Origin of the sequence: Streptomyces sp. NPDC058001 (assembly GCF_042886315.1) — a bacterium.
Lineage (GTDB): Bacteria > Actinomycetota > Actinomycetes > Streptomycetales > Streptomycetaceae > Streptomyces.
Genome location: NZ_JBHVQT010000004.1, coordinates 277,065 through 302,987, shown reverse-complemented (window position 1 = coordinate 302,987; position 25,923 = coordinate 277,065). Strand labels below are relative to the sequence as shown.

The 25,923-nt window shown below is 69.9% G+C and carries 31 protein-coding genes; 23 read left to right on the top strand and 8 right to left on the bottom strand.

Annotated elements, in window-relative coordinates; genetic code table 11:
* Window positions 1–152 precede the first annotated feature (152 nt).
* The gene (locus ACFVT5_RS11130) at window positions 153–1,406 is read left to right on the top strand and encodes a helix-turn-helix domain-containing protein (RefSeq protein WP_389884337.1); all 1,254 of its coding nucleotides are present in this window, start codon (window positions 153–155) and stop codon (window positions 1,404–1,406) included.
* Window positions 1,407–1,488: 82 nt separating this feature from the next.
* On the opposite strand, the gene ACFVT5_RS11125 is transcribed toward ACFVT5_RS11130, so the two are convergent.
* Together ACFVT5_RS11125 and ACFVT5_RS11120 are read right to left on the bottom strand one after the other, a co-directional pair.
* A complete protein-coding gene (locus tag ACFVT5_RS11125) occupies window positions 1,489–1,788 on the bottom strand; it encodes a 4a-hydroxytetrahydrobiopterin dehydratase (RefSeq protein WP_389884333.1) in 300 nt (99 codons plus the stop codon).
* Window positions 1,789–1,964: 176 nt separating this feature from the next.
* Complete coding sequence (locus tag ACFVT5_RS11120; protein WP_389884330.1) at window positions 1,965–3,149, bottom strand: helix-turn-helix domain-containing protein; 1,185 nt, start codon at window positions 3,147–3,149, stop codon at window positions 1,965–1,967.
* Window positions 3,150–3,368: 219 nt separating this feature from the next.
* Here ACFVT5_RS11120 and ACFVT5_RS11115 point away from each other — a divergent pair, with 219 nt between their 5' ends.
* The 9 genes from ACFVT5_RS11115 to ACFVT5_RS11075 all read left to right on the top strand — a co-directional run bounded on the left by ACFVT5_RS11115 (window position 3,369) and on the right by ACFVT5_RS11075 (window position 8,504).
* Complete coding sequence (locus ACFVT5_RS11115) at window positions 3,369–3,809, top strand: hypothetical protein (protein ID WP_389884327.1); 441 nt, start codon at window positions 3,369–3,371, stop codon at window positions 3,807–3,809.
* Window positions 3,806–4,108: a hypothetical protein gene (locus tag ACFVT5_RS11110; protein WP_389884324.1), complete on the top strand. Its 303-nt coding sequence runs from the start codon at window positions 3,806–3,808 to the stop codon at window positions 4,106–4,108. Before ACFVT5_RS11115 ends, ACFVT5_RS11110 begins: the two co-directional genes overlap by 4 nt.
* Window positions 4,105–4,362 (top strand): hypothetical protein, encoded by a 258-nt coding sequence (locus tag ACFVT5_RS11105; RefSeq protein WP_389884321.1) that lies wholly within the window; start codon window positions 4,105–4,107, stop codon window positions 4,360–4,362. Before ACFVT5_RS11110 ends, ACFVT5_RS11105 begins: the two co-directional genes overlap by 4 nt.
* Window positions 4,359–4,724: a hypothetical protein gene (locus ACFVT5_RS11100; RefSeq protein ID WP_389884318.1), complete on the top strand. Its 366-nt coding sequence runs from the start codon at window positions 4,359–4,361 to the stop codon at window positions 4,722–4,724. The genes ACFVT5_RS11105 and ACFVT5_RS11100 overlap by 4 nt, the downstream gene beginning before the upstream one ends.
* A gap of 45 nt (window positions 4,725–4,769) precedes the next feature.
* Complete coding sequence (locus tag ACFVT5_RS11095) at window positions 4,770–6,119, top strand: IS630 family transposase (RefSeq protein WP_389884315.1); 1,350 nt, start codon at window positions 4,770–4,772, stop codon at window positions 6,117–6,119.
* A gap of 36 nt (window positions 6,120–6,155) precedes the next feature.
* Window positions 6,156–6,554: a hypothetical protein gene (locus tag ACFVT5_RS11090; protein WP_389884312.1), complete on the top strand. Its 399-nt coding sequence runs from the start codon at window positions 6,156–6,158 to the stop codon at window positions 6,552–6,554.
* A 320-nt stretch (window positions 6,555–6,874) separates the two neighbouring features.
* Window positions 6,875–7,579 carry a tectonin domain-containing protein gene (locus ACFVT5_RS11085; protein WP_389884309.1) on the top strand — a complete coding sequence of 235 codons (705 nt, stop codon included), beginning with the start codon at window positions 6,875–6,877 and terminating at the stop codon, window positions 7,577–7,579.
* A 128-nt stretch (window positions 7,580–7,707) separates the two neighbouring features.
* Window positions 7,708–7,953, top strand: coding sequence for a helix-turn-helix transcriptional regulator (locus tag ACFVT5_RS11080; protein WP_389884306.1), 246 nt, complete (start codon window positions 7,708–7,710; stop codon window positions 7,951–7,953).
* Complete coding sequence (locus tag ACFVT5_RS11075) at window positions 7,950–8,504, top strand: hypothetical protein (protein WP_389884303.1); 555 nt, start codon at window positions 7,950–7,952, stop codon at window positions 8,502–8,504. Before ACFVT5_RS11080 ends, ACFVT5_RS11075 begins: the two co-directional genes overlap by 4 nt.
* Window positions 8,505–8,514: 10 nt before the next feature.
* Here ACFVT5_RS11075 and ACFVT5_RS11070 read toward each other — a convergent pair whose 3' ends face one another.
* From ACFVT5_RS11070 to ACFVT5_RS11060, 3 genes are read right to left on the bottom strand one after another with little or no spacing between them, the layout of a single operon-like run.
* Entirely contained in the window at window positions 8,515–9,006 is a 492-nt protein-coding gene (locus ACFVT5_RS11070; RefSeq protein ID WP_389884300.1) for a hypothetical protein, read from the bottom strand.
* A gap of 47 nt (window positions 9,007–9,053) precedes the next feature.
* Window positions 9,054–9,473 (bottom strand): cupredoxin family copper-binding protein, encoded by a 420-nt coding sequence (locus ACFVT5_RS11065; RefSeq protein ID WP_389884297.1) that lies wholly within the window; start codon window positions 9,471–9,473, stop codon window positions 9,054–9,056.
* Window positions 9,473–9,874: a hypothetical protein gene (locus tag ACFVT5_RS11060; protein ID WP_389884294.1), complete on the bottom strand. Its 402-nt coding sequence runs from the start codon at window positions 9,872–9,874 to the stop codon at window positions 9,473–9,475. Before ACFVT5_RS11060 ends, ACFVT5_RS11065 begins: the two co-directional genes overlap by 1 nt.
* On the opposite strand from ACFVT5_RS11060, the gene ACFVT5_RS11055 reads away from it, so the two are divergent.
* From ACFVT5_RS11055 to ACFVT5_RS11030, 6 genes are all read left to right on the top strand, one after another.
* Complete coding sequence (locus tag ACFVT5_RS11055) at window positions 9,864–10,094, top strand: hypothetical protein (protein ID WP_389884292.1); 231 nt, start codon at window positions 9,864–9,866, stop codon at window positions 10,092–10,094. The genes ACFVT5_RS11060 and ACFVT5_RS11055 overlap by 11 nt on opposite strands.
* Before the next feature lie 408 nt (window positions 10,095–10,502).
* Window positions 10,503–11,408: an LLM class F420-dependent oxidoreductase gene (locus ACFVT5_RS11050; protein WP_389885248.1), complete on the top strand. Its 906-nt coding sequence runs from the start codon at window positions 10,503–10,505 to the stop codon at window positions 11,406–11,408.
* Between the two features lie 26 nt (window positions 11,409–11,434).
* Window positions 11,435–12,214 carry an SDR family NAD(P)-dependent oxidoreductase gene (locus ACFVT5_RS11045; RefSeq protein WP_389884289.1) on the top strand — a complete coding sequence of 260 codons (780 nt, stop codon included), beginning with the start codon at window positions 11,435–11,437 and terminating at the stop codon, window positions 12,212–12,214.
* A 140-nt stretch (window positions 12,215–12,354) separates the two neighbouring features.
* Complete coding sequence (locus ACFVT5_RS11040; protein WP_389884286.1) at window positions 12,355–13,479, top strand: LLM class flavin-dependent oxidoreductase; 1,125 nt, start codon at window positions 12,355–12,357, stop codon at window positions 13,477–13,479.
* A 17-nt stretch (window positions 13,480–13,496) separates the two neighbouring features.
* Window positions 13,497–15,281 (top strand): amidohydrolase family protein, encoded by a 1,785-nt coding sequence (locus ACFVT5_RS11035; protein ID WP_389884284.1) that lies wholly within the window; start codon window positions 13,497–13,499, stop codon window positions 15,279–15,281.
* Window positions 15,278–16,753 (top strand): aldehyde dehydrogenase family protein, encoded by a 1,476-nt coding sequence (locus ACFVT5_RS11030; RefSeq protein WP_389884281.1) that lies wholly within the window; start codon window positions 15,278–15,280, stop codon window positions 16,751–16,753. Before ACFVT5_RS11035 ends, ACFVT5_RS11030 begins: the two co-directional genes overlap by 4 nt.
* A 185-nt stretch (window positions 16,754–16,938) precedes the next feature.
* Here the strand turns inward: ACFVT5_RS11030 and ACFVT5_RS11025 are convergent, their stop codons facing one another.
* Complete coding sequence (locus ACFVT5_RS11025) at window positions 16,939–17,517, bottom strand: AAA family ATPase (RefSeq protein ID WP_389884278.1); 579 nt, start codon at window positions 17,515–17,517, stop codon at window positions 16,939–16,941.
* Window positions 17,518–17,853: 336 nt separating this feature from the next.
* Between ACFVT5_RS11025 and ACFVT5_RS11020 the strand changes: the two genes are divergently transcribed.
* From ACFVT5_RS11020 to ACFVT5_RS10990, 7 genes are read left to right on the top strand one after another with little or no spacing between them, the layout of a single operon-like run.
* Window positions 17,854–18,855: a 1-phosphofructokinase family hexose kinase gene (locus ACFVT5_RS11020; protein WP_389884274.1), complete on the top strand. Its 1,002-nt coding sequence runs from the start codon at window positions 17,854–17,856 to the stop codon at window positions 18,853–18,855.
* Window positions 18,852–19,850 carry a LacI family DNA-binding transcriptional regulator gene (locus tag ACFVT5_RS11015; RefSeq protein WP_389884271.1) on the top strand — a complete coding sequence of 333 codons (999 nt, stop codon included), beginning with the start codon at window positions 18,852–18,854 and terminating at the stop codon, window positions 19,848–19,850. Before ACFVT5_RS11020 ends, ACFVT5_RS11015 begins: the two co-directional genes overlap by 4 nt.
* Complete coding sequence (locus ACFVT5_RS11010; protein WP_389884268.1) at window positions 19,847–21,370, top strand: FGGY family carbohydrate kinase; 1,524 nt, start codon at window positions 19,847–19,849, stop codon at window positions 21,368–21,370. Before ACFVT5_RS11015 ends, ACFVT5_RS11010 begins: the two co-directional genes overlap by 4 nt.
* 20 nt (window positions 21,371–21,390) lie before the next feature.
* Window positions 21,391–22,338, top strand: a complete 948-nt coding sequence (locus ACFVT5_RS11005; RefSeq protein WP_389884265.1) for a hypothetical protein — start codon at window positions 21,391–21,393, stop codon at window positions 22,336–22,338.
* Entirely contained in the window at window positions 22,335–23,138 is an 804-nt protein-coding gene (locus ACFVT5_RS11000; protein WP_389884262.1) for an ATP-binding cassette domain-containing protein, read from the top strand. The genes ACFVT5_RS11005 and ACFVT5_RS11000 overlap by 4 nt, the downstream gene beginning before the upstream one ends.
* The gene (locus ACFVT5_RS10995; RefSeq protein WP_389884259.1) at window positions 23,135–24,229 is read left to right on the top strand and encodes an ABC transporter permease; all 1,095 of its coding nucleotides are present in this window, start codon (window positions 23,135–23,137) and stop codon (window positions 24,227–24,229) included. Before ACFVT5_RS11000 ends, ACFVT5_RS10995 begins: the two co-directional genes overlap by 4 nt.
* A complete protein-coding gene (locus ACFVT5_RS10990; protein WP_389884256.1) occupies window positions 24,219–25,223 on the top strand; it encodes an ABC transporter substrate-binding protein in 1,005 nt (334 codons plus the stop codon). The genes ACFVT5_RS10995 and ACFVT5_RS10990 overlap by 11 nt, the downstream gene beginning before the upstream one ends.
* Here the strand turns inward: ACFVT5_RS10990 and ACFVT5_RS10985 are convergent.
* Both ACFVT5_RS10985 and ACFVT5_RS10980 read right to left on the bottom strand, forming a co-directional pair.
* Window positions 25,165–25,356, bottom strand: a complete 192-nt coding sequence (locus ACFVT5_RS10985; protein ID WP_389884253.1) for a pentapeptide repeat-containing protein — start codon at window positions 25,354–25,356, stop codon at window positions 25,165–25,167. The two genes, ACFVT5_RS10990 and ACFVT5_RS10985, sit on opposite strands and share 59 nt — an antisense overlap.
* A gap of 37 nt (window positions 25,357–25,393) precedes the next feature.
* On the bottom strand, window positions 25,394–25,756 hold the full coding sequence (locus tag ACFVT5_RS10980; RefSeq protein ID WP_389884252.1) for a hypothetical protein: 363 nt from the start codon (window positions 25,754–25,756) through the stop codon (window positions 25,394–25,396).
* Window positions 25,757–25,923: the final 167 nt, after the last annotated feature.

The following is a 25,923-nucleotide window of genomic DNA, read 5'->3' as shown; positions in this document are numbered from 1 at the left end:
CCATCGCCCCCGCGTCGGCGGCGCAGCCGTGGTCGGCTTCCGACCGTCTCTCCGGCAGGGTCGCGCGCGCGGCCGTTACCGTCCCGGTGGTCTGGCGCCCCGGGTACCGTTCCGGTGGAGGCTTCATTCCACGGGACAGGACGAGGTCCGGTATGCCGTACTACGTTGAGGGGCCGGAGGCGGTGGGCAGCCGTATCAAGCGTCAGCGGCTACGTCTCGGTATGGCTCAGGCCGACTTGGCCGCGGCGGTCCGCAAGACCCAGGGCTGGGTGTCCAAGGTCGAGAGCGGAAAGATCGAACTCGACCGGACCGGTCTCATCAACATGCTCGCTGCCGCGCTCCACTGCCATCCGAACATACTGCTGGAGCGGCCCTACGCGGGCGACGTGCACGAGAACCAGTGGCAGGTGGCCGCCGCGTCGATCCTCCGTGAGCTGCGCCGCTACGACCTCACGCCCGTGTTCGACGGTGAACCACGCACCTCGGGCGAGATCTGGCAGGACATGAAACGCCTGCACCGGCTACGCGACGCGGCGGCGAACGTCGCCATCCTCAAGTGCCTGCCCGACCTGTTGCGTGAGGCACTCGCCCTTGCCGAGAGGTCGACCGGCCATGAGCGCGAGGAAGCGTTCTCGGTCTACGCGGTGTGCTGCAAGTTCGCCCACACGGCGGCCCACTCTCTCGGCCACCCCGAACTGATCGCGATGTCGTGCGAACGCGCGGCCTGGGCGGCGCAGCTCTCCGGCGACCCGCTGATGCCCGCCGTGGCCGACTGGATGCGCGTCTGGGACATGTGGGCGACGGCCGACTGGCAGGACTCCGTTGCCCTGTCCGACAAGGCTCTCACCACGGTGCAGCGCGCCTACGACGACGGTGACCCGCTCGCCCTTCGGGTGTGGGGTACGGTGCAGCTCCGCGCGGCCGTGTCCTGCGTACGGGGCGGCAACGCGGGCGAGGCGGAGGCACGGTTGGAGCACGCCGAAGCTGCGGGCAACCGCCTGGACACCCTTCGCGGAGCACCGGTGTACGACCGGCACTCGCTGACGTTCTCCAGCGGGAACGTACAGATTCACCGCATCAGCGTCGCCCTGGAGGCCGGGAACCAGACAAAGGCGCTCACGCTGAACCGCCGCGCGGATCCGGAACACATCGCAGGGCTGCCCAAGTCCCGTAGAGGGCACCACCACATGGACCTCTCGCGGGCGTGGCTGTGGGAGGGAGACCGGGGCAAGGCGTTCGAGGAACTGGAAACCGCCGAGAGCCTTGCTCCGCAGTTGGTCCGCAACCACCCCATCGCGCGAGCCACGCTACGGAAGATCGTCCACGGCGAGCGGACCGGCATGAGCGAGCGGCTGAGGACCATGTCGAACCGTTTTCACCCGCACGACCAGGCGCGATTCCACTGATTCATCCACCCGTGCCCTCCGGCGGCGCGGACGGTGAACAAGCGGCGGTCGCCGCGCTCATCGATGGGGGCGAACTCTGGCGCTACTGGACGCCGTGCCCGCCGGCCGCCGCCTCGATCCGCCGGGCCAGCTCGATGTCGTGCTCTGCGACATACCCGCCGAGGTCGCTGCTGCTGATCGAGACATGCACGCCCCGGTAGCTGAGTGTCGTGTCCGAGTGGTGCCCGAGGTCGTCCTGGATCGCCGCGATGTGCACGACGAACGCGGCACCGGGAACATGCTTGATCAGATACGACCGCTCGATCTTTCGGCCATCAGTCGACCACCCGGGCAGGTCCTTGATGCGCTCCTCGATCTGCTCCTTGGACAGCGCCTCCGCCACGTCACACTCCCTTGCCGATGGGTGCCAGCACCTCGGCGAGGTTCTGGCCGATCGGCTCAGCCTGACAGGGCTCCATCGCGAGAGCCACGGCGTCCAATTCCCGGCGCGGGTACGAGTCCTGGCGGACCAGTGCCGCCCCCGCGTCTGGTCTCTGCTGTCGTCAATCCGTCAATCCGTCAATCCGTCAGGCCGACTCGTCGGGCCATCGCCATGAGTTCGGGACGGGTTCGCTGGTGCATGACGAAGAGCACTCTTACGACCTCTCGGCACATGGGGTGCAGCTCGCTCATTTCTGGCGCCACCTTGAAAGCGGCCTTCAACGAGTCCTCCGCACCGGCCACGTCGCCGATGGCGAGGCGAGCCCGCGCCACATCGATGTGGAGACGCCCTATCCTGCTCGGCTTCAACCCCGCCGGCGGCTTCTTCTGAAGAGGCGTCGCCATGCTGACCGCCTGGTCGGGACGTTCCAGCTCGATATGCGCCGCGAGTTCGTACAGCGCGGTGTTCCCCGTCCCGAAGGTCAGGTTGTGCAGAAGGGTGTCCTTCTTCTGAGGGAGCTTCGCCGCGAGATCACGCGCCCTGGTGAGGTGGGCCTCGGTGGCGGCTGCGTCCTTGTGTCGGGAGGCGAGCACCACTCCGCGCAGATGGAGCGATCCGAGGACCACGGCGTGAGAGGGCTCACTGCCACCACCCCGCTCGTACTGGACGATCGCCCGGTCCACGATGGTGAGGCCGTCGTCGTAGTGGCCCGCGGACTGGTAGGTACCGGCTTCATTCCACGATGCGGCGGCCTCCGCGTCCGGGTTCCAGGTCTGGTGAGCCGCCCACTGCTGCCGCGAGACGATCATGTCGGCCAGGTCAGGCTCCCCGAGCCGGTGAGCTACGGCGTAGGCGCAGCCGTAGAGGTCGGCGACCTGCCCCCAGGCAACGGCATCACCACCGGCGGCGAACGCCGTCGCGGTCGCCCGCCCGAGGAGAGTCGGCAGAATATCGAGCAGTTCCAGATACTCCGCTTCCGCCCGCAGATGGGCGGCCCTCTTCACGTCGGCCGCCAACGTCTTGGGGTCCGGCACGTCTTCTTTGGGGAGAGTGTGCCGACGAACCGCCGTCCGCAGCGCATCGAGCCGCTCCACCTCGGTCTGTGACCGGTCGCGATAGGGCTGGCCGTAGATCCGGGCCGTGGTGACGTTCATGGCTTTCGCGCACGCGGCGGCGACTGCCGGAGTGACCGGCCGCAGCCCGGTCTCGATTTTGCTGACGTAAGACACGCTGAGTCCGGCCGCGCGGCCGAGCTGGGCCTGCGATATATCCCGCGTCTTGCGTAATACGGCGATGTTCTCGCCGGCGCTCGTGCTCTCCATGCGCCTCACCTTCCCATGCCCGGGAGTGCCCGTCCCGAACTGCGTTGTTCGGCTGCGCCGTTGTGCAAGTTCTGTGCGAACTGATCTTGGTTCCGCAGCCGTTCACTGATTACAGGGAGCGATCGACCGAACGGCCCGAGTGAGCCTGCCGATCGCTCAGAACCGTAACCAGGCAGGGGACGCAGTGTGAGCATTGACCCACGAGTGGGAGAGGGCGCGGTGCCTTCCGGCTCCTGTGCGCCGCACGACAGTGTGTCGCGCCCCGCTGAACCGGCACCTCCTGCGGACGACCCGCCGCTCCTGTCCGACCGACTCACCGCGTGGGTACACGGTCGGCCATCCTGCGAGCGGGCGGCCGTCGCCGCGCTCATCGAGGAGGACGAGTTACTGGCACGCGACTGCGTCCACCGCCTCCTGGTCGCCGAGCACGACGGCGCGGTCTCGTGCGACTGGCCGGAGTTCGAGAACCGGTACACCCTGGCCCCGGGTCTCACGTCGGCGGACAAGGCGTTCCTCGCGCTGATCCTCGCGATCCGCTTCCCGCGTGCCGTACCGCTCTGGCCCGTCGAGCTGCTGGACGACCGTCGCCTCGGGATCGTGCTCCGTGCCATCGTGGCGCTGGCCGGATCCGACACCATCGCCGTTGGGACACGGTCATGACCGGGCGCCTGCACACCACCACCGAGGACAACGAGGTCACGGTGGTCCCGGGGGCCGTGACCGCGTACAGGGCTCCGGCGGGAGCGCTCCCCGCTCTCGGGTCGGTGATCGTGGATGCCGACAGGGACGTGGTCGGGATCTTCTGCGGCACCTCCGGAGACCTGTGGTCCCTGCGCCCCGTAACTGGCGGTACGGAGTGGACCGTTGACCCCGCCGACGCGCGACCGGCAACCCCCGAGCAGCGATTACGCGCCGAGACCGCCGGTGCGAACGCGCGAAGCCGGGGTGAGTACCTGTGACCACGCTCGGCTTCGTCCGATGGACGTTACGGCCCGACAAGGACGAAGACGCCCCGCCGCTCACGTACGCCTTCCGTTGCCTGACCCTCGCCGCCGCCGACGACACCGAGTGCGACGCGAAGTCGCCCACGAGCACCGACCCGACCGAACCCCAGACCTGGGCGTTCGACCACCTCCGTGCTCACCCCGAGCACACCAGCTACGCCGAAGTCATCGAACGCCCCTGGGTGATGTGGCGCGAGGGCCCCGCGTGAGCTACTGCTGCGAGGTGCACGCCGAGGGACCGGTCTACGGCACCGGCGAAACCGCCCACCACGTACTCGGCACCTTCCACACCATCTCGCCGGTACTCGTACTCCGTTGGCTCCGGAGCCAGGCACTACGTATCGCGGACCGCCTCGACCCGGACCCCACCCGCTCCCCCTGGGCGCTGCCGACCATACGCAAGGCAACAGCGCCGATCCCTGATTGCCCCACGGAGTTACGCACATGGGCCGAGGACCCGGAAGAGCATCGGGCCGCCCGCGCGTACATCAAGACAGGCCACTCCCTCTTCGCCACCTTCCCGGACGCGGACTGCACATACACCCTCTGCGTCTGGCCTCTCCCTCACTAGTGTGATGCGCCAGAAAAGGCGGTCTTAAGTCTGTAGGCTGTTTTTATGTCGCATCGAGGCCCTCGCGCTGTCGAAGTCGTGCTGTCCGCTGAGGAGCGTGCGGAGTTGCTGCGCTGGGCGGGTGGCGGGGTGCCGGCCCGTGTGGCGGAGCGGGCGCGGATCGTCCTGGCTTGTGCGGACGGGGCGTCAAATACCGCTGTGGCGGCGGACTGTGGGGTGTCCGTGGAGACGGTGCGCAAGTGGCGTTCGCGGTTCGTGGCCCGGCGGCTGGCGGGTCTGGCGGATGAGCCGCGTCCGGGCCGGCGCAAGCCGGACCTGGTGCTCAGCGCAGCTGAGCGGGCGGAGCTGACGCGCTGGGCGCGGCGGGCGAAGACCGCGCAGTTCCTGGCCCTGCGCGCGAAGATCGTGCTGCGGTGTGCGGAGGGCGGGACGAACAAGGAGGTCGCGGCCGAACTCGGCATCGCCCACGCGACGGTGAACCGCTGGCGTTCCAGGTTCATCACCCTGCGTCTGGACGGGCTGACGGACGAGCCCCGCCCCGGCAGGCCGCCCTCGGTCCTGCTCGACCAGGTCGAGGACGTACTCGTGGCGACTCTGGAGTCCGTCCCGGGCAAGGACACGCACTGGTCGCGTGCCTCGATGGCGAAGCACAGTGGGCTGTCGAAATCGACCGTCGGGCGGATCTGGAAGAAGTTCGACCTCAAGCCCCACCTGCAGGACTCCTTCAAACTGTCCACCGATCCGCAGTTCGTCGCCAAGGTCGTCGACGTCGTCGGCCTCTACCACCATCCGCCGGAGAAGGCGGTGGTTCTCTGCGTCGATGAAAAGAGCCAGATCCAGGCCCTGGATCGGTCTCAGCCGGTGCTGCCGATGATGCCGGGCATGCCCGAACGCCGCACCCACGACTACTACCGGCACGGGATCACCAGCCTGTTCGCCGCCTTCAACATCGCCGACGGCACCGTCATATCGGAACTGCACCGCCGCCACCGCGCCATCGAGTTCAAGAAGTTCCTGATCCGGATCGACAAGGCAGTGCCCACCGGACTCGACGTCCACCTGGTCTGCGACAACTACGCCACCCACAACACCGCCGAGATCAGGACGTGGCTTGGCAAACACCCCCGCTTCCACGTCCACTTCACCCCGACCGGCTCCTCCTGGATGAACCAGGTCGAGCGGTGGTTCGGCCTGCTGACCGACAAACTCATCCGCCGCGGCGTCCACACCTCCGTCAAAGCCCTGGAGAAGGACATCACCGCCTGGATCGACACCTGGAACGAGAACCCCAGACCGTTCACCTGGACCAAGACCGCCGACGAGATCCTCAAATCCCTCGCCGACTACCTCACCAAAATCAGCCCACCCAGCACCGAAAACCAGCAGCAAACTTAAGACCGCCTTTTCTGGCGCATCACACTAGGACCAGCTATGCGTCAATGCGAAGCCACCGCCCATGTGCCGCCCGCCGGGCTGCTGTTCGCCGTTCTCGCCGGGCAAGGGCGGGTCCTCGGCAGCGAACTCGCGTATACACCCCCGCGCGTCCGCTGCGAACTCGGGCTCGGACACGACGGCGAACACGCCGACCACGTATGGGACTGGGACCACCAGCCGGCCCACGCGCTGTGGGCCCGTTGGACCACGGGCCAACCCTTACGGTTCGAGTCATTGCCCTGGTGCGAAACCCTGGGCGGCTCCGACGCGGACGCGTGCACCCTCTACTGGGATCACTCCCGCGCCCACTCCTGGGCCGTACACGACCCCGAGACCGAAGCACTGCGTCGACAGATCGTCGAGGAACACGCCGACGTGCCGGATGAGCCGTCGTGACCTGATCGCCGTCTACGCCGATGTGCGGGCGGAGTTGCCGCACCTGGCGAACTACGCCGTGGCCACCCCGCCGGAGAGTCGTCTCCCGCCTTGAGCACGGCCCCGGTCTCCTGTCGATCCGCCGTCGGCGGGACAGCGTTTCCGGCCGAACCGCTCCCACCCCGCGCCCCCAACTGCCCAGGACTCCCCAGGCCATCGGGATCAAAACGACGAAATATAGACCTTTCCCATATTGATACAACTATTAACCTGTTTAGCCGACTCGTCTGTTTGCCAAAGATGCGGGGGCAAGCATCGGCACGAAAGAAGGCGAGTTCGGCATGGCGGATTGGGTGAAGGTCACGGGCAGTCTCACTGCCATCTCGGCAGGGTCCCGGACGACCGTATGGGGGGTGAACTCCGCGAGCGGCATCTACCGGTACACCAACTACGACGCCAACCCCTGGATCAACATCCCCGGCGCGCTCAGTGACATCGGCGCAGCGGCGGACGGCACGGTGTGGGGCGTCAACGGGGGTCACCAGATCTTCCGTTACGCAGGGGATCAGAACAGTTCGAACCCGTGGGTGAACATCAACGGCAGCCTGGTCCGCATCTCGGCCGGCTCCCGGACCAACGTGTGGGGTGTGGACTCCGCGGACAGCATCTACCGCTACACCAACTACGACGGCAACCCGTGGATCAAGATTCCGGGCGCGCTGAGTGACATCGGCGCCGCGGCGGACGGCACGGTGTGGGGCGTCAACGCGGGCAACCAGATCTTCCGGTACACCGGGGACCAGAACAGCTCGAACCCGTGGGTGAGCATCAACGGCAGCCTGGTCCGCATCTCGGCGGGCTCCCGGACCAACGTCTGGGGTGTCGATACGGCCGGCGGCATCTACCGGTACACCAACTACGACGCCAACCCGTGGATCAAGATCCCCGGCACTGCCACGGACATCGGCGCCGGTGCCGACGGCACCGTATGGCACGTCAACAAGGCCAACGAGATCTACCGCTACATCGGCGACCAGCCGAGCTGATCCCCGGACGGGACCGGCCCGGACCGGCCCGGCGGTGCACTGCGGTGTGGCCTCGGTCTGCTTCGGGCCGGGGCCACATTCCTCCATGCCTGTTGTCAACCTGCTCCCAGATGTAGTACTTCTTATACATGAGCGAGCAAGTGCACAACAGACTGGCCATGGTGCGCGCGGAGCGCTCCGTGTCGCGGCAGGTGTTGGCCGAAGCGGTCGGCGCGCACTACCAGACCATCGGGTACATCGAGCGCGGGCAGTACAACCCGAGCCTCGATCTCGCCCTGCGCATCGCCGAGTTCTTCGAACTGCCGGTGGAGGCACTGTTCTCGCTGCGGCCGTTCCGCTCGCTCACGGACGAGGTCTACGGGAGGAAGCAGTGACCAGCACAGACATGGCCGGGCGAGACCGGCGTACCCGCTACGACGAGCGCATGTTCGCCCTGATGAACAACCGCGAGGGGGCCCCGCTGTACGCGACGGCCGCCCGCCGCCGCGCGGCCGTCACGGTCCACGTGTCGCTCACGGCGGCATCCGTGGCGACGGGCATCGCCCTGTACGTGACCGACGTGAGCTGGCTCGCCTATGTCCTGCTCGCCCTGATCCTGCCCTGGTGCGTGGCCACCGGCCTGATCAACGGCGCCACCCGCGGCCTCCTCGAACTGCGCACCCACGTCCTCGACGAACGCCAACTGGCCGAGCGGGACCGGGTGCGCGCACGGGCGCACCGCCTGACCACGTACCTCCTGGCGTGCGCCGTCGTCGGAGCCGCCGCGTGCGACCTGACCGGTCAGGTCGAGGCCAAGGATCTGCTCATCCCGGTCCTCGTCGCGGTCCTCGTCACCCACTGGCTGATGCCGATGTGGGTGGCCGGGCTGGCGGTCCGCGACGAACCGGCGCCGGAGGAAGGGGAGTTGGGGCCGGACGGGGGTTAGGGGCCAGAGGCTAGAGGACCCGGGGCTCGTCCTCGAACGTCGTTCGCGATCTGCGTGCGCGTGCCCACACCCGCGCGAGGATCAGCGCCGTCATCGCCACCACCGCCACCGCCTGCGCCACCGCCGTGATCCACTTCTCGGTGTACCAGGACGGCTCGTACATGTTCGGGATCGGGCCCAGCTTGCCCACGTCCATGTAGCGGTAGATCAGCAGCAGGGCCAGGCCGCCCGCCGCCACCAGCCACGCGTACACGTCGGCCGGCAGCCGGCGCCAGACCAGCACAAGGAGCGCCGCGAGGGCCGCGAGTGCCGCCTCGATACGGAACAGGTCGCCCTGGCTGATCGAGGCGCTGACGCCGTCGTACTGAGGGGCCAGATGCGCGTGGTAGTACGCGTCCACCGCCAGGGCCGCCGCCGCCACGATCCGGGTGACGGCATGGACGGGACGGACGTGGCGCGGCCTGCGGTGCGAGCGTGCGGCGGGTGCGGCGGGTGGCGACATGGTTCCTCCGGCCCGGGGGCCCGGTCAGCGGACGGTGGGCATCCCCCTCAGGAAACGGTGAGCGTCCCCTTCATGAAGGGGTGGATGGTGCAGATGTACGGGTAGCTGCCCGCCCCCGACGGAGCCGCGAAGGTGCCCGACGCGCCGGCCGCGATGTCCCCCGTGTCGAACGGCTTCCCGCCTCCGCTCGCCGTCAGGGTGTGGGTCACCGAGTCCTCGTTCCTGATGGTGACCTTCGTGCCCGGAGCGACCGTGAGAGTCGACGGTTCGAACGCGAAGTTCTTGATGACGATCACCGCCGCCTGCCCGGTCCCCGACGCCGATGCCGACCCCGAGACCGACCCCGACGGCGTGGACGAGCCGCCCCCGCCGCCGTTCGAACACGCCGTCAGCGCCAGCAGGCAGACCGCCGCGAGCGGTCCGCCGATACGGGAGCGGGCGACCCGGCGCCGGGGGAGGCCCGACATCAGTAGCCGCCCGTACCCGTCGTGCTCCCGCTCGGGCTTGAGCTGGGACTGCTCTCGATCTTGTTGCCGGACGCGTCGAGCACGTACCAGGTGGCGCCGAACGCGGTCGATCCCTCGCCCGCCGTCGTCCCCGCCTTCAGGTCCCCGGAGAAGCGGTACAGCGGGTGGCCGTTGTACGTGATCTGCGAGGTGCCGTCGTCGCGGTCGGACGTACCGAGGAGGTCGCTCTTGACGCCGTTGCCCGCGCTCGGCCCGTCCGGGCCCGCGGTCACCGGAGGCCACGCCTTGGCGCAGTTCCCGTAGCACGACGACTTCGACGACTTGTCCGCCTCGAAGAGGTAGAGGGTGCGGCCCATGCCGTCGACCAGGTACGTCCCGAGCGCCCCGGTCGTGGTCGTCACCTCGGACTCGCCGCCCGCGGCACTCGGTGCCGCGGACGGCGAGGCGGACGCCGTACCGGTCGCGCTCGCGCTCGGGCTCGCCGATTTCGCGGGCGACGACGAGCTGCCGCCGCTGGAGCAGCCGCCCACCAACACGGCCACCACCGCGGCGGCGGCCACCACCCCGGCCACCCTCGCGCCGTCGCGCCCCCGCGCTCCGTTGTTTCCCGTGGCTGTCTGACTCATTTCGGGACTCCTGGTCCGGTTGTCCACTGTTTCGCTGTTCGCTGTTCGTTGCTTGTGACGGCCCGTTCCCTGGCCGCACCCGCCCACTACACGGCAGGTCCCGGGAACGAGCCACCAGGTGGGACCGTCCGGGGCAGGCCGCGACCCGTCCGGGTCAGCAGAAGACCCCGTCCGGCCTACAGGCACAGGGACCTGACGGTCCGTGGGCCACGCCCCGCGCTCTCCCCGTACCCCTTGTCTGATGCACCGTCAGGTATCACGATGGGACCCCGCACCCGCACGTGACGAAACGTCAGATCCAGCTCCGACGAGGAGGCGCGTACTCGTGCCCACCCCGATATCCCCCGAAGGACCCGAGATCCCCGAAGGCCCCGAGACCCCCACCGGCCCCCCGGCCTACGGCATGCAACTCCCGGTCCAGTCCCAGAGCACCCTCTACACCGAACCGTGGGAGGCCGACGCCACCGTCGACGACCTGGTCGAGATCGCCCGCGTCGCCGACCGCACCGGCTTCCACTACCTCGCGAGCTGCGACCACGTCGCCATCCCGCGCCGCCTCGCCGACGCCATGTCGACCGTCTGGTACGACCCCGTCGCCACCCTCTCCTTCCTGGCCGGTGTCACCGAGCGGGTGCTGCTCCTCAGCCATGTCGCCGTGGTCGGCCTGCGTCACCCCCTGGTCACGGCCAAGCAGTACGCGACCCTCGACCATCTCTCCGGCGGCCGGCTGATCCTCGGCGTCGGCGCGGGTCATGTGCCGGAGGAGTTCGAGGCGCTCGGGGTCGACTTCGCGCGGCGCGGGCCCCTCCTGGACGAGACCATCGACGCGCTGAAGGCCGCGCTCGGGCCCGAGGAGTACCCCGAGTTCAAGGGCGAGCGCTTCGCCTTCGCCGGTCTCGGGCAGCGCCCCCGGCCCGCCCAGACCCGGGTCCCCGTCTGGGTCGGCGGCTCCTCGCCCGCCGCCGTACGCCGCGCCGCACTCAAGGGTGACGGTTGGCTGCCGCAGGGCGATCCGCGCGAGGAGATGCCCGCGCGGCTGGCCCGGATCAGGGCGCTGCGTACGGAGGCCGGACTCACCGGCCCCTTCACCTTCGGCGCCCTCACCGAACCGCTGTACATCGGCGAGCCCGGCTGGCACGTCGGGCGCCGCACCCTCACCGGCCACCCGGACGCCCTCGCCGAGTCGCTGCGCGCGTACGGCGCGATGGGTGTCCACCAGCTCCAGGTCCGGTTCCGCTCCCGGAGCCGCGCCGAACTCACCGACCAGATGGCGGCGTTCGCGGCCGACGTCGCCCCGCAACTCGCCTAGGGCGCGGGGAGAGCAGGGAGGAAGCCATGGGCAAGCTCGACGGGCGTGTCGTCATCGTCACCGGTGGGGCGCGCGGGCAGGGTGAGCAGGAGGCACGGCTGTTCGTCGCCGAGGGCGCCGAGGTCGTCATCGGCGATGTCCTGGACGAACAGGGCGAGGCGCTCGCCAAGGAGATCGGCGCGCACTATGTGCATCTCGACGTGAGGAGCGAGGACGACTGGCAGGCCGCCGTCGCCGCCGCCCGGCGCACGTACGGGAAGGTGGACGGGCTCGTCAACAACGCCGGCATCCTCCGCTTCAACGAACTCGTCAGCACGCCGTTGGAAGAGTTCGAGCAGATCGTGCGGGTCAACCAGGTCGGGGCGTTTCTCGGGATCAAGACGGTCGCCCCGGAGATCGGGGCGGCCGGGGGCGGCACCATCGTCAACACCGCGTCCTACACGGGCCTCACGGGCATGGCGTACGTGGGTGCGTACGCGGCGACCAAGCACGCCATCGTCGGGCTGACCCGGGTCGCCGCGCTGGAACTGGCGGCGCTGAACATCCGCGTCAACGCCGTGTGCCCCGGCGCGATCGACACCGCGATGAGCAATCCGTCGCAGCTCGACCCGGACGCCGATCCGGAGGCGAGCGCGGCGGCCATGGACGGGCTCTACCGCAAGCTCGTACCGCTGGGGCGGGTCGGCAAACCGGAGGAGGTGGCGCGGCTCGTGCTCTTCCTGACCGCCGAGGAGGACTCCGCGTACATCACCGGGCAGCCGTTCGTGATCGACGGGGGCTGGCTGGCCGGGGTCAGCGTTCTCTGAGGGAGTTGCTGACGTGCCGTCAGCTATTGACGGTCCACGCGGGCGATGGAACAGTCACAGCAACAGATCTGACGGTACGTCAGATACTCGTCGGATTCTGATACTCCTGTCGGAACACCTCACAGGGACGGTGAACCTCCTTGGAATTCGGGCTCTTTGTACAGGGATACGTGGGCAAGCGGGCCGAGACCGACCCCTTGGCCGAGCACAAGGCGCTGATGGAGGAGACCGAGTACGTCATCCAGGCGGACAAGTCCGGCTTCAAGTACGCCTGGGCGTCCGAGCACCACTTCCTGGAGGAGTACTCGCACCTCTCCGCCAACGACGTCTTCCTCGGCTATCTCGCGCACGCCACCGACCGCATCCACCTCGGCTCCGGCATCTTCAACCCGCTCGCCCAGGTCAACCACCCCGTGAAGGTCGCCGAGAAGGTCGCCATGCTCGACCATCTCAGCGAGGGGCGCCATGAGTTCGGCTCCGGACGCGGCGCCGGAAGCCACGAGATCCTCGGCTTCATCCCGGGCGTCACCGACATGAACTACACCAAGGAGATCTGGGAAGAGACCATCGCCGAGTTCCCGAAGATGTGGCTCCAGGAGGAGTACGTCGGGTTCCAGGGCAAGCACTGGTCGCTGCCGCCCCGCAAGATCTTCCCCAAGCCGTACGGCAAGTCCCACCCCGCCATGTGGTACGCGGCCGGCTCCCCGCCCTCGTACGCCATGGCCGCCCGCAAAGGGCTCGGGGTCCTCGGCTTCAGTGTGCAGAAGGTCTCCGACATGCAGTGGGTCCTCGACCAGTACAAGGGGAACATCGGCCAGGCCGAACCCATCGGGGACTACGTCAACGACAACGTCATGGTCACCTCGACCGCCGTCTGCGCGCCCACGCACGCGGAGGCCGTCCGGATCGCGGCGGGCGGTGGGCTGCACTACCTCCAGTCCCTCGTCTTCCGCTACCACGACACCTTCCCGCGCCCCGAGGGCTTCCCCGTCTGGCCCGAGACGCTGCCCGAGTTCACCGAGGAGATCATCGAACTCCTCATCGCCGAGGAGCTGTTGATCTGCGGCGACCCGGACGAGGTGACGCAGCAGTGCAAGCGCTGGGAGGCGGCGGGCGCCGATCAGCTCAGCTTCGGTATGCCGATCGGGATATCCCGCGAGGACACCCTCCAGTCGATACGTCTCATCGGGGAGCACGTCATCCCGAAGATCGACACGGATCCGGTGCACCGCACGACACGGTTCCGCCAGGGCGCGGGCAACTGAGAACGGAGGGCGCCGCCATGCTCGACCACCTGATCAGGGGCGTGACCGTCGTGGACGGCACGGGCACGCCCTCGTACACCGCCGATGTCGGTATCCGGGACGGCCGGATCGCGGTGATCTCCGCGCCCGGCAGCAGCGGCAGCGGCACCGGTTCCGGTTCCGGCAGCGGCTCCGGCACCGTTACCGAGGAGGCGAGGACGAGTGAGGACGCCGCCGGGCTCGTCCTCGCCCCCGGCTTCGTAGACCCGCACACCCACTACGACGCCCAGCTCTTCTGGGACCCGTACGCCACCCCGTCCCTCAACCACGGGGTCACCACCGTCGCGGGCGGCAACTGCGGCTTCACGCTCGCGCCGCTCCACCCCGACCGGCCCGAGGACGCCGAGTACACGCGGCGGATGATGTCCAAGGTCGAGGGCATGTCACTGGTCGCGCTCGAAGAGGGCGCGCCCTGGAGCTGGCACACCTTCGGCGAGTACCTGGACGCCCTGGAGGGCCGGATCGCGGTCAACGCCGGTTTCATGGTGGGGCACTGCGCGCTACGGCGGCACGTCATGGGCGCCGACGCGGTCGGCGGACAGCCGAGTCCCGCTCAACTCGACGCCATGGTGAGGCTGTTCCACGACGCCATGGACTCCGGTGCCTGGGGACTTTCCACCACGCAGTCGTCCACGCACTCGGACGGCGACGGCGAACCGGTCGCGTCCCGGCACGCCCGGCCCGCCGAACTCCTCGCCCTGTCCCGCGCGGTCGGCGAGCACGAGGGCACCCAGCTGGAGGCGATCGTCGCGGGCTGCCTCGACCAGTTCGACGACGACGAGATCGACCTGTTCGTCAACATGAGCGCGGCGGCCGGACGCCCCCTCAACTGGAACGTCCTCACCATCGACGCGTCCGTCCCCGAACGCGTACCGCGCCAACTGGTGCCCAGCGAGCGGGCCCGCGCGGCCGGTGGCCGGATCGTCGCCCTGACCATGCCGATCCTCACCCCCATGAACATGTCCCTGGGCACCTTCTGCGCCCTCAACCTCATCCCCGGCTGGGGCGACATCCTCGGCCTGCCGGTGCCCGCACGCATCGCGAAGCTCCGGGACGCCGAGGTCCGCGCCGAGATGCTGCGACGCGCCGACAGCAAGGAGGCGGGCGTCTTCCGCCGCCTCGCCGACTTCGGCCGATACGTCATCGGCGACACCTACAGCGCCGCCAACGAGGGCCTCACCGGCCGGGTCGTGAAGGACATCGCCGCCGAACGCGGCCTGGACCCCTTCCACTGCCTGGTCGAGATCTGCGCGCAGGACGAACTCCGCACGGTCCTGTGGCCGATGCCCACCGACAACGACCCCGACTCCTGGGCGCTGCGCCAGGAGACCTGGGCCCACGAGGACGTCCTGCTCGGCGGGTCCGACGCGGGCGCCCATCTGGACCGCATGTGCGGCGCCCCGTACACGACACGGTTCCTCGGGGACTGTCTACGTGGCCGAAAACTGGTGGGTCTCGAACAGGCGGTGAAGATGCTCACGGACGATCCGGCGCGCCTCTTCGGGCTCCGCGAACGCGGCCGGATCGCCGAGGGTTTCCACGCCGACCTCGTCCTCTTCGACCCCGCCCGTATCGACGCCGGCAAGGCGACGCTCGTCCACGATCTGCCCGGCGACAGCCCCCGTCTCGACGCCAAGGCGATCGGGATCACCGCCGTCTGGGTCAACGGCGTCGAGGCCATCCGCGACGACCGCGTCTCCGGCGCGACCCCCGGCACCGTCCTGCGCTCGGGCCGCGACACCCGGACGGTGAGTACCCGGTGACCCGCGAAGTCCTCCCGGAGGGACGGCTGTTCATCGGCGGCGAGTGGACCGAGCCGGCCTCCGGTCACTACGAGGTGACCGACCCGGCGACCGAGGACGTCGTCGGCCTCGCCCCCGAAGCGAGCCGCGAGCAGGTGTACGAGGCCACGGCGGCGGCACGGGACGCCTTTGACGGATGGTCCCGTACCCGACCGGAGGAACGGGCGGCGATCCTGGACCGGGCGGCCGACCTGATGCGCGCCGCACTCGTCCCGTACGCGGATCTCGCGAGCGCGGAGAGCGGGGCCACGGTCGGTACCGCGCGGGGGATGCAGGTGGGTGTGGCGGTGGCTCGTTTTCGACGGTACGCGCGCGGCGCCTTGGAACCGGTCGAGACGCCGCTGCCGCCGCAGATCAACGAGGCGGGACCGATGGGCAAGGCGGGCGTGCTCGGTGCCGTGGCCATCCGGCAGCCGGTCGGTGTGGTGAGCTGCATCACCTCGTACAACAACCCCTGGGCGAATCCGGCGGGCAAGGTCGCGCCCGCCCTGGCCATGGGGAACACGGTCGTCGTGAAACCCGCGCCGCAGGACCCGCTGTCGGTGTACCGGATGGCCGCCGTGCTCGCGGAGGCCGGGGCGCCGCCGGGTGTCGTCAACGTCGTCTCGGGCCGTGAGATCGCGGTCGGCGAGGCGGCCGTCGAATCCCGGGACGTCGACATGGTCAGCTTCACCGGTTCGACGGTGGTCGGTCAGCGGATCGCCGAGGTCTGCGGCCGGGACATGAAACGCCAGCTCATGGAGTTGGGCGGCAAGGGCGCGGCCCTCGTCTTCGACGACGCGGACCTCGACGCGGCGGTCGCGGGCATCGGCACCACCTTCTCCTTCTACAGCGGCCAGATCTGCACCGCGCCGACCCGGGTCCTCGTCCAACGCGGCCTCCACGACCGGCTGGTGGCCGCACTCGCCGCCTACGCGCGGGCCCTGCCGGTCGGCGACCCCCGCGACCCCGGCACTGTGGTGGGCCCGGTGATCTCGGCGGCCCACCGGGACCGGGTCGAGTCGTACGTCGACCTCGGCCGCAAGGAGGGCGCCCGCCTGGTCACCGGCGGCGAACGCCCCGACGTGGCGGGGGGCCGGGGCTCCTATGTCGCCCCGACCCTGCTGGCGGACTGCACGGCCGACATGCGGGTGGTCCGCGAGGAGATCTTCGGCCCGGTCGTGGTCGTCGTCCCCTTCACGGACGAGGAGGAGGCCATCGCCCTGGCCAACGACTCCGACTACGGCCTCATCGACTACGTCTGGTCCGGCGATGTCGCCCGCGCCTTCCGCGTCGCCCGCCGACTGCGGGCCGGCGGGGTCGGCGTCAACACGGTCGGCCGCAACATGGAGGCACCGTTCGGCGGCTTCAAGAAGAGCGGTGTGGGACGCGACGTGGGCTCCTACGCCCTGCACGCGTACAGCGAAATCCAGTCGGTGGTCTGGCCGGGCTGACATGACGCTCCGCTGGAAGTGCCGCGATACGAAGTCGATTGACTGCGGCGCCGTCGTGGCTGGTCGCGCCCACGCGGCGGAGCCGCACATGTCACGGCCCCGCGCCCCTTTGGGGCGCTCCGGAACCGGTACCGGCTGCCTGGCGCCAACTCCTTCACCGACTTCCCAACACCGGCGGGTTGTTGTCAGTCGACGAGGGCCTTCAGGATTTTTGCGGACTGGGCCTCCGGAGGTGACGTGGCGTCAACTGCCAAATGGGGGGCTGCTGGTGGGGTCAGGTCTACTCGGGACAGGTAGCTGTCGCCTTCGGCGAGTTTTTCGCGGTCCCGGGCGGCCGACCGGTCCCGTAGGCGGGTCAGCAGTTCCTCCGGGCGCAGGCGGAGCCAGACCATGAGCGGGGCGCCGCCCGCTTCCCTCAGCCGGGCCGCCAGCCGGTCCCACGCGAGGGGATCGCGCCGCTCGGTCGTGTACGGGGCAACCAGCACCACCGGTCGGCCGACCCGGAGATTGTGCTCGGCGGCGGCGTGCAGCGTCTCGTACCGGGCGGCCCTCGTCGCGCCGCCGAGTGCCGGACTGTCAAGGTCGTCGGTGCCGAGCAGCTCGGCGACCACGGCCGTCAGCGGGCCGGTCACCACATCCTGATCGAGCAGTACGGCACCCAGGGCCCGCGCGGCCACCTCCCCGACGGTGGACTTCCCGCTGGCCGGCGGCCCGCACACGACCACCACGGGCAAACCGTCCGCACCGTCTCTGCCTGATTCCACGGCGGCACCCTAACCCAACCCGGCAACCCAACCCGGTCCGACGTCACACCGACGAAATGACAGCGAGATTTCGCGTTCACTCTTGACGGCCGTCGACGCGCGGCTCATAGTTCCCTCAATCGCTGCGTGACATCGATTACCTATCGACCCTCACGCAGAACCGATCTCCCCTCGCCATGCCCCGCCCACCTGCGGAAACGGCGAGCTTCGCAGTTCGTGACATCGATTACCTCCGCACCCGCCGCCGTTCCGGTCCCGGCCCACTCCCCGCCCGTCCGTGACATCGATTACCTACCCCGTCCCCAGCGCTCCGCCCAACGACCCGAAGGACCAAGGATGTTGATCGCCACGCCGAATCTGTGTCTCGACAGGACACAGTTCCTCACCCGGATCGTCCCGGGTGCTGTCATGCGGGCGGCCCATGTCGAGGTCACCGCCGGCGGCAAGGGAGTCAACATCGCCCGCGTCGTCCGGGCCTTCGGCGGCAAGGCCGTGCTGGCCGGACTCGTCGGCCAGGAGGACAGGGAACGGCTCGTCGGACTCCTCGCCGAAGAGGGCGCCGACCTCAGAGAAGTGTCCGCCCCGGGCCCCGTACGCATGGCGATCGTCATGATCGAGCAGGAGCCAGGGCGCGTCACCATCGTCAATGAACCCGGCAGCCCCGTCGCCCCCGAGGTCTGGCAGCGCTACGCCGACGAGATCGACCGCAATCTGCCGGGCCAGGACCTGCTGATCTGCTCGGGCAGCCTCCCCCCGGGCGCACCCCCGGACGCGTACGGGCAACTCGTCGAAGCGGCCCACCGCGCCGGCGCCCTCGCCCTGGTCGACACCGCCCCCGCCGCCCTCCGCGCCGCCCTCGCCAGCGGCCCCGACCTGGTCGCGCCCAACCTCCAGGAAGCCGAGTCCGCGCTCGCCGGAACCTCCGGCGCCGTCCTCGCCGACGCCGACGAGGACATACCGGAACGCGCCGCCGACGCCGCACGGGCCCTGTGCGCGGAAGGTGCGCGCGCCGCCGCCGTCACCGTCGGCGGCGACGGGATCGCCCTCGCCCGGCAGGGCTCGGCGGCCGTCCAGTGGATCCGCACCGTCCCCGTCGACGTCGTCAGCGCGGTCGGCGCCGGTGACTCGTTCCTCGCCGGAGTCGCCCTCAGCCTCCAAGGGCAACTCCCCGGACCCGTCGACTGGCGCTCGGCCGTTCTGCGCGGGGCCGCGACCGCCACGGCCTCGTGCGAGAACCTCCGGGCCGGCGGCGTCGACCCCGCCCGGGTGGAGACACTGCTGGCTCGTATCGAAGCAACGGCCGGGCAGGACCGGTCAGTTACAGGAGGCGGATCATGAGGGCCCCCCGGGTCAGGCTGAGCGATGTCGCTCAACTCGCGAAGACCAGCACCAAGACCGCCTCACGCGTCGTCAACGGAGACCCCCGGGTCTCCCAGGCGACCCGTGAGCGGGTACAGCAGGCCGTCATCGAACTCGACTACCAGCCCGACCCGCTCGCCCGCTCCCTGCGCAGCGGCACCGACGACACCATCGGCGTCGTCGTGGACGAGGTCTCCGACCCGTTCTTCGCCAGCGTCATCGGCGAGATCGAACGGATGGCGCTCGACCGGGACATCACCGTCATCGTGGCCAGCACCCGCCGGCTCGCCGAACGCGAACGCACCGTCCTCGACGGCCTCGCCCACCGCAGGATCGCCGGACTGATCCTCTCCTCGGTCACCGAGGACCACGCGTCCCTGCGTTCCGCCCGCTACCCGATCGTCTTCATCGACCGCGAGGCCACCGGGCTGACGGCCGACGCCGTCCTCGTGGACGACCGCGCCGGCGCCCGGATGGCGGTCGAGCACCTGCTGAGCCACGGCCACCGCCGTATCGCCTACGTCGGCGACCGCCTCGGACTCGCCACGGTGCGCAACCGGCTCGCCGGTTACCGGGACGCCCTGGCGGCGGCCGGGGTCACCGCCCCGGACGAGTACGTCGTCCATATGGAACTGGACGGGCAGGACGGCGACCACGACGCCGTGGGGCAGCTGCTCGCCCTCGACCCGCAGCCCACGGCGATCTTCTGCGCCAACACCCGTTCCTCACTGCGCGCGCTGCCCGTCATGCACCGTACGGACAACACGCACATCGCGTTCGTCTCGTTCGGGGACTTCGCGATGGCCGACACGCTCGCGCCCGCGGTCTCCGTCGTGAACCACTCGCCCCGGCTGATAGGGCAGTTGGCCGCGGAACGGCTGTTCCGCAGGCTCGGCGGCGAGGACCTGGCACCCGAGCGGATCTTCGCGCCCCTGGAGATCGTCGCGCGCGGCAGCGGGGAGCTGACCCCGTGACCCACTCCCAAGAAGTCGCGCGCCCCGCCCGTGACGTCGTCGCCCGTGACGTCGTCGTCGGGGTCGACCTCGGCACCACCGACACCAAGGCCCTGATCACCACCCCGGACGGCCGCCGGATCGCCTTCGCCCGCCGTCCCACCACCTGGACCATCACCCACGACGGCCGTACGGAGACCACGGGCGCCGCCCTCCTCGACGACGTCCTGTCCACCGTCGCCGACGCCCTGGCCGCCGCACGCGAGAGCGTCGACGGCCGCCCGGTACGGGTCCTCGGCATCGGCCTGGCCGGACTCGGTGAGAGCGGTGTCGTCCTCAGCCCGGAAGGGCTGGAGGCGTCGCCCGTCATCGCCTGGTTCGACGACCGCGGCGGTGACGAACTGAAGCGGCTCGACCCCGCCCTGCTCGCCGAACTCCCCGCCCGTACCGGACTGCCCGTCGGCGCCCAGTGGACGCTGCCGAAACTCCTCTGGCTCAGCGGGGCGGGGCTCGCCCCACGGCGCGGCTCGCGCTGGCTGAACGTACCCGAGTACATCGCGTACGCACTCTGCGGCGAGCAGATCAGCGAACCGTCCCTCGCATCCCGTACCGCCCTGCTCGACCAGGCGACCGACGCGCCCTGGGAGGACGCGCTGACCGCACTCGGCGTCGGCGCCGACTTCCTGCCGCCGCTGCTGCCCGCCGGAGAGGCCGCAGGACGCGTCACGGAGTGCGCCGTACCGGAACTGGTCGGCGCCGTCGTCACCGTCGCCGGCCATGACCATCCGGTCGCGGCGGTCGGCGCGGGCGCGGTCGGCCGGTCCGACCTCTTCAACTCCTGCGGTACGGCCGAGGTGTTGCTGCGCTCGACCCCAGGACGGCTCGGCGACGGCGACCGGGCCGCCCTGGTCGCCCGGGGCGTCGACGCCGGACGCCACGCCCTGCCGGGCCACTCGGCCCTCATCGGCGGCATGCGGTCCGGTCTGCTGATGCGCCGGGTGCTGCATCTGGTCGGCGCGCACGACCCCGAGGGGCGCGACGCGATCGACCGGCGCTGGACGGCCCGTACGCACGCGGCACGCGCCGTCTCCGTACGGGGCGGCGCCATCCAGGACAACGAGATCACCCTGCGGCTGCGCGACGGTGCCTCACCCGACGCCGCCTGGGCCGCCGCGCTCGCCCATGTCGCCCAGCGCACCACCGCGCTGCTCGCCGACATGGAGAGCGTCGTCGGCGAGCACGGGCGGGCCGTCGCCGCCGGCGGCTGGACCCGGCTGCGGAGCGTCCGCGCCTCGAAGTCCGCCGTCGTCTCCCGGCTCACCTTCTGCTCCGAGGACCAGCCGGGCGCACTCGGCGCCGCGCTCTTCGCCGCCTGCGCGGCGCTGGAGGGGGCGAGCGTCGAGACGTTGTCGCCGCTGTTCACGCACGCATCCGGGCCGCCGCCCCGAGCGGACACCGACGTTCCGCCGCCGGGGCGAACCACGCCTCCCCAGACCACCGGGCCACCGCCCCCACGGCTCCCGGCCGACACGCACCACTGACCCATAAGGAACAGAACGCAATGAGCAACGCCACGGAATCCCTCCCCGCCGGTACCGACACCGGCACCGCCGCCCGCACGGGACTCGCCTCCATCGCCGACGCCGACGGGGTCTTCTCCATCGTCGCGATGGACCAGCGCAACACCCTCAAGCGCATGTTCGCCGCGGTCGGCCACCCCGCCGAGACCTCGGACCTGCGCACCGCGAAGATCGACGTCGCCGCCGCGCTGACCCCGCTCGCCAGCGGGATCCTCCTCGACCCGACGTACGGCGTGCCGGCCGTCACCGAGGGCCGCGCGCTGGCCGCCACCTGCGGTCTGCTGGTCGCCGCCGAACCCTCCGAGCGGGGCACCCTGAACGGCGAGCCGCGCACCCACCGTGACCCGGCGCTCAACGCCTCCTGGGTACGCGACCAGGGCGGCGACGCGGTCAAGTTCCTCGTGCAGTTGCGCCCCGGCCGTCCGGCGGGCGGCCCCGATCTGGCGGCCGAGGTACTCGACGTGGTCCGCGAGGTCGTCGCCGACTGTGCCGCGCAGGGGATTCCGTCGGTGATCGAGAACCTCATCTACCCGCTGCCCGGTGAGGAGTTGACGGCACAGCAGCGCGAGGACCTGATCGTGGAGGCCGCAGCGCTCCTCGCCGACACCGGTGCCGACCTGGTCAAGCTGGAGTACCCGGGGTCGCCCCGGGGCTGCCGTCGGATAGCCGAGGTGGTCCGCCAGCCGTGGGCCGTGCTGTCCGCCGGGGTCGGCTTCGAGGAGTTCCAGCGGGTGCTCAAGGACGCCTGCGAGGAGGGCGGCGCCTCCGGCTTCATCGCCGGACGCTCGATCTGGAAGGAGGCCGTGGGCCTGGACGGTCCGGCGCGCGCCGAGTTCCTCGACAGCGTCGCCCGGCCCCGTCTGGAGACCTGCCTCACCGCCGTCGCGGGCCGCGCCCGCCCGTGGACCGAGGCGGTGAGCGCGCGATGACGGTCCTCCTGGAGGCCCGTGGCCTGCGCAAGGGGTACGGGCATGTGCAGGCGCTCGCCGGTGCCGACTTCGAGGTCAGGGCCGGTGAGGTGGTCGCCCTGATCGGCGACAACGGCGCGGGCAAGAGCACGCTGGTACGGGCCCTGTCGGGCAGTGAGACGCCGGACAGCGGGCAGATCCGGTTCAACGGGGAGCCCGTCGAGATCGACACCCCCATCGTCGCCCAGTCCCTCGGTATCGAAACGGTCTTCCAGGACCTCGCGCTCGCCCCCCATCTCGACCCGGTGCAGAACATGTTCCTGGGCCGCGAGGTGATGCGCCCCGGCCTCCTGGGACGCCTCGGCTTCATGGACGTACCCGCGATGCGTGAACGCAGCCGGAAGGCGTTCGACGACCTCGGCGCCACCGTCGGCGATCTCGCGGGTCCTGTCGGGTCGATGTCGGGCGGTCAGCGGCAGGGCATCGCCGTGGCCCGCGCGGCGGCCTGGGCCAGCAAGGTCATCTTCCTGGACGAGCCGACCGCCGCGCTCGGCGTCGTCCAGACCGCGCATGTCCTGGACCTCATCCGGCGGGTCAGCGCGGGCGGTATCGGCGTGGTGTTCATCAGCCACTCCATGCCCCATGTGATGGAGGTGTCCGACCGGGTCCAGGTCATGCGCCGGGGCCGGCGGGTCGCGACCTTCCGGACCGGCGATACCACGATGGAGGAGCTGGTCGGCGCGATGACCGGCGCCTTCCAACAGGAGCCGCAGCAGGAACCGGAAGAACCGGGGCGGCAACAGGAACGGGAGGAGTCATGACCGTGGCCATGCCGAGCCGGTCGAACACCGTCATCACCACAGCGACCCGCGGCCAGCGGCTCCGGCGCCTCCAGGCGCTCCAGATCCTGGTCCTCCTCGCCGTCACCGTCGCGATCTTCAGCGTCGCCCAGCCCGACACCTTCCTGACCGCCTTCAACATGCGCGGCATCGTGCAGAACACCTCGATCTACGCGGTGCTCGGCGTCGGTATGACCTTCGTCATCATCACCGGCGGCATCGATCTGTCGATCGGCAGCGTCCTCGTGTTCAGCGGGGTCGTCGCCGCGAAGGTGATGGGCGCGATGGGCGGCCAGGGCTGGGGCACCGCCCTGGTGGGTGTCGCCGTCGCCCTCGCCTGCGGCCTGGGCTGGGGGCTCCTGAACGGCGTCCTGATCGCCAAGGCCAAGGTCCCACCCCTGGTCGTCACGCTGGGCAGCCTCAGCGCGGCCCTCGGTTTCGCCCAGATCATCACCAAGGGCCTCGATCTGCGCAACGCCCCCCAAGTCCTGGTCAGCCAGGTCGGGTTCGGGAATGTGCTGGGGCAGATACCGACCCTGTCCGTCATCGCGGCCGTCGTGGTCGTCGGCGGCATCGTCGTCCTGCACCGGACCCGCTTCGGTCTGCACACCTACGCTGCGGGCTCCAACGCCGAGGCGGGGCGCCGCGTCGGCCTCGATGTCGACCTGCACCTCATCAAGGTCTACGCGCTGGCCGGACTCCTCGCCGGGCTCGCCGGCATCCTCAACCTCGCCTTCTTCCAGTCGACCACGATCAGCGGCCAGTCCAACACCGGCCTCAACGTGATCGCCGGTGTGGCGATCGGCGGTACCAGCCTCTTCGGCGGCGTCGGGTCCGTCTTCGGCACCGTCATCGGCCTGTTCATCCCGATCGTTCTCCAGAACGGCTTCGTCCAGACCGGGGTCCAGCCGTTCTGGCAGCAGGTCGTCGTCGGCGCGGTGCTCATCGCCGTCGTCTACGTGGACCAGCGGCGCCGCTCCGCCGCACAGCGCGGGAAATCCGCACCCCCGCGCTTTCCTTTCCTCTCCCGCCAAGGGAGCGGACCCAGAAGGGACACCCACGATGAACCGTAAGTTCCTGGCCAGAGCCTCTGCCGCCACGCTGGTACTCGCGGTGACGGCCGCGTGCAGCTCGGGTACGCCGACCTCCTCGACCGGCGCCGCCGCCTCACCCGGTTCCTCCGGCGGCGGCAAGGGCTACAAGCTCGCCTTCGTGCAGGGCGTCACCGGTGACGCGTTCTACATCACCATGCAGTGCGGGGTGCAGGCCGAGGCGAAGGCCGAGGGCGCGACCGTCACCACCCAGGGTCCGCAGAAGTTCGACCCGACGCTCCAGACCCCGATCCTCCAGTCGGTCGTCGCGTCCAAGCCCGACGCGATCCTCATCGCGCCGACCGATGTGTCCTCGATGCAGCAGCCCATCGCGGAGGCCAAGGCGCAGGGCATCAAGGTGGTTCTGGTGGACACGACGGTGAAGGACCCGTCCGTCGCGGCGTCCTCGATCTCGTCGGACAACGTCGGCGGTGGCAAGGCCGCCTTCGACGCCATCAAGAAGCTGTCGCCGAAGGGCGGCAAGGTCCTCGTCATCGGCAACCAGCCCGGCATCAGCACCACCGACGCCCGCGACAAGGGCTTCGCCGACGCGGCCAAGGCGGACTCCGCGTTCAGCTATCTGGGTGTCCAGTACGCCCAGAACGACCCGGCGAAGGCGGCCTCGATCGTCAGCGCCGCCCTCCAGAAGAACCCTGACATCGTCGGGATCTTCGCCTCCAACCTCTTCTCGGCGGAGGGCACCGCGACCGGTGTCCGGCAGGCGGGCAAGCAGGACAAGGTCAAGATCATCGGCTTCGACGCCGGGCCCGACCAGGTCAAGGCCCTGGAGGAAGGCACCGTCCAGGCGCTCATCGCGCAGCAGCCCGCCAAGATCGGGACCGACGGTGTGCAGCAGGCCATCAAGGCGATCAAGGGGGAGCCGACCACCGCGTCCATCAAGACCGGCTTCACGATGATCACCAAGGACAGCCTGTCCGGTGCGGGTCAGTCGGCGGTCTACAAGGCCGGATGCTGAGGCCCCGTCCACCGGCACCGGGCGGCCGGACCACAGCCCGCAGGTCGGAACGCAGGTCGGCATTACGCAGGTCCGCACTACGCAGGTCCGCACTACGCAGGTCGGCATTACGGAGAGCCCGCCGCTCCTTCACCGGAACGGCGGGCTCCCTGTGGTTCAGGCCCGTGGGGTCACCAGTTGATACAGGCCGCCGGCACGTATCCCTGGACGCCGCGGGAGTCGCCCCAGTACCACTTGTCGCTGGTCTTGCCGCACAGCGTGTACTTCTCGCCCACCGTCGCCTTGGCGTTGTCGCACAGGTCGCCGCGGCCACCCTTGAGCCACAGGCCCACCGCGGTGCCGTTCACCTTCTTCGTCGTACGGATCTTCACGCTCTCCTTGGCCGTGACATTGGTGATGCCGTTGCCGCAGTCGTGCGCGGCGGCGACTGCCGGGGCCGCGGTGGGCGTGGCCGCCACGGCGACCCCGCCGGTCAGCGCGGTACCCACCAGGGCGACGGTGGCGATGGTGGTCGCCGCCAGCTTCAGCTTCATATGTCGTTCTCCATTGCGATGGATGTCAATTCCCCCGAGGTGCGGGCCAGTTACCGGACTACTCACTGGCCAAGCGCCCCCGTTCAGACGTGATCATGCCACGCGGAAAGATCGACTGTGCGGTTGCGAACACCTTGGTGACACGTCTGTGACAGGAGAGGGCAGGA